Annotated in this window: 4 protein-coding genes; all 4 read left to right on the top strand. The window is 71.0% G+C overall.

The features are described 5' to 3' along the window. The coding region (locus RND61_RS32380) for a hypothetical protein (protein WP_315881746.1) at positions 1-413 on the top strand (413 nt) is incomplete at its 5' end. A gap of 87 nt (positions 414-500) precedes the next feature. Next, entirely contained in the window at positions 501-875 is a 375-nt protein-coding gene (locus tag RND61_RS32375; RefSeq protein ID WP_315881745.1) for a hypothetical protein, read from the top strand. Between the two features lie 129 nt (positions 876-1,004). Next, the gene (locus RND61_RS32370) at positions 1,005-1,238 is read left to right on the top strand and encodes a hypothetical protein (RefSeq protein WP_030795585.1); all 234 of its coding nucleotides are present in this window, start codon (positions 1,005-1,007) and stop codon (positions 1,236-1,238) included. A 66-nt stretch (positions 1,239-1,304) separates the two neighbouring features. After that, positions 1,305-1,514, top strand: a complete 210-nt coding sequence (locus RND61_RS32365) for a hypothetical protein (protein WP_266665108.1) — start codon at positions 1,305-1,307, stop codon at positions 1,512-1,514. Positions 1,515-1,702 lie beyond the last annotated feature (188 nt).

Raw genomic sequence — 1,702 nt, 5'->3', positions numbered from 1 at the left:
GAACCCCGAACCTTCAACACCAGGGAGACCACGTGAACACCGAGACCGGCACCGCGCAGCACTGGATCGTGGACGCCTACGACGCCGTCTGGGTGGACGGCGTGATCGTTCACGACCTGTTCAACGTCGCCCGCGTCTGCATGACGTGCCACATGGAGACCGGTCTTACCGGCCCGTGCCTGCGGGAGAACCCCCTTCCGACCCCGGAGGAGATCACCCAGGTCGCGACGCTCGCCGAGCTGCACGAGGCCGCGCGTATCGCGTTCGGCACCCTCCCGGTGTGGATGGTCGACGCCATCGCGCGGGGCGAGCTGGACGCGTACGCCCCGGACGACCGGCGGAAGCGCCTCAGCCGGGCGCGTCAGTCGCTCGCGTACGCCGAGCTGCACCGCCGGGCGCTCGACACCGAGTAAGCAACCGCACGAGCCCCACCGTCCGGGGCGGGATGGCAGCCCGCCCCGGACGAGCCCCGAACCTTCAACACCGCAAGGACGCACAGCATGAGCACTCAGCCCGTCAAGCCCGAGACCGTCGCCCCCGAGTGGCCCGCCGCGAAGCCCGCCGACATCGACGCCGCCACGGCGTCCGCCATCATCGAGGCCCGCGCGATCAGCGAGGAGCTGACCAAGGAGCACGGCGTTCCGGCCGTCATCGTCGGGCATGGCATCGACCCGGTCACCAACGGGCCCGTTGTGCGCGTCGACACGGCGGAAGGGCTCATTGCCCTTGCGATCCCGGCGGTTGGCGAGCCGTACGTCATCCAGCGCGGCGGACAGCGCCTGTTGAGGCTCCAGGCCGTCCGCCGCCCGCGCGCCCAGGTCGCCACCGTCGCCCGCCAGTTCGTCGGAGTGCTCCAGGCCCGCAACCTCGTGTGACCCACGTCACCCGAACGAGGGACGCGAGAGGCTGGACCCGCACCCCAAGATAAGGCAGAATTAGGGATGTCGGGAGGGGATGGCAGCCCCTCCCGGCATCGGCCCGAACCTTCAACACAGGGAGACGCGATGCGGAACACCCCCACCACCGCCGAGCAGGCGCAGGAGAACTTGCAGGCCACTAAGGCACTGCTCGGACTCCAGCAGCGCGGATACCTGCACGCCGCCGAGCGCCGTTCCTTCGGCTGGATCGCCGTGATCAAGCGGGGTGAGCCCCCGGTCGTCATGCACTCCCCCAAGGGCGTCATGCAGTTCGTGGCCAACCACGGGATGCCCCAGAACCTGGAACCCGTCCGCCGCTAGCCGAGCCCCCGCCGGGAGGGGTGGCAGTCCCTCCCGGCCCCCGAACCTTCAACGAGGAGCCACGCAATGCCCCGGAACAACAACCACAACGCCCGCCAGAACGACGGAAGCCGGTACGGACTGGCCATCGTCGTCGGCATCGGTGCCCTGTTCGTGGGGGGCGCGATCGGCCTTGACGGCGTGTGGTGGCTGATTCAGCACCTCATCCCCGCACTCGTCGTGGTCGGCACGCTGGGCGTGGTCCTGAAGATGCTGGACCGCCGCCGCCGGAGCTGAACCGCGCCGTACGGTCCCCGGTCCGAGCCGGGGACCGTACGGCGGCGGTAGCGGACGCGCCTGGCGGCGCGGCACCTCTTCTTCGTCCCCTTCGGGGCCGGCGGCCGCGCGGCGGCCGGGGTCCGCTGGCGCGGACCAGGCCCTCCTTCGTCGGGCCGAACGGACGCCCCTGGCGGGGCGGCGGTGTC

Source organism: Streptomyces tamarix (assembly GCF_032423885.1).
GTDB classification, from domain to species: Bacteria; Actinomycetota; Actinomycetes; order Streptomycetales; family Streptomycetaceae; genus Streptomyces; species Streptomyces tamarix.
The sequence above is the reverse complement of the archived record's forward strand: the minus strand, read 5'-3'. Positions and strand labels throughout refer to the sequence as shown.

Excerpts from the sequence above, each read along its gene's own strand:
- RND61_RS32370 (WP_030795585.1), top strand. The coding sequence starts at position 1,005 with ATGCGGAACACCCCCACCACCGCCGAGCAGGCGCAGGAGAACTTGCAG.
- RND61_RS32375 (WP_315881745.1), top strand. The coding sequence starts at position 501 with ATGAGCACTCAGCCCGTCAAGCCCGAGACCGTCGCCCCCGAGTGGCCC.
- RND61_RS32365 (WP_266665108.1), top strand. The coding sequence starts at position 1,305 with ATGCCCCGGAACAACAACCACAACGCCCGCCAGAACGACGGAAGCCGG.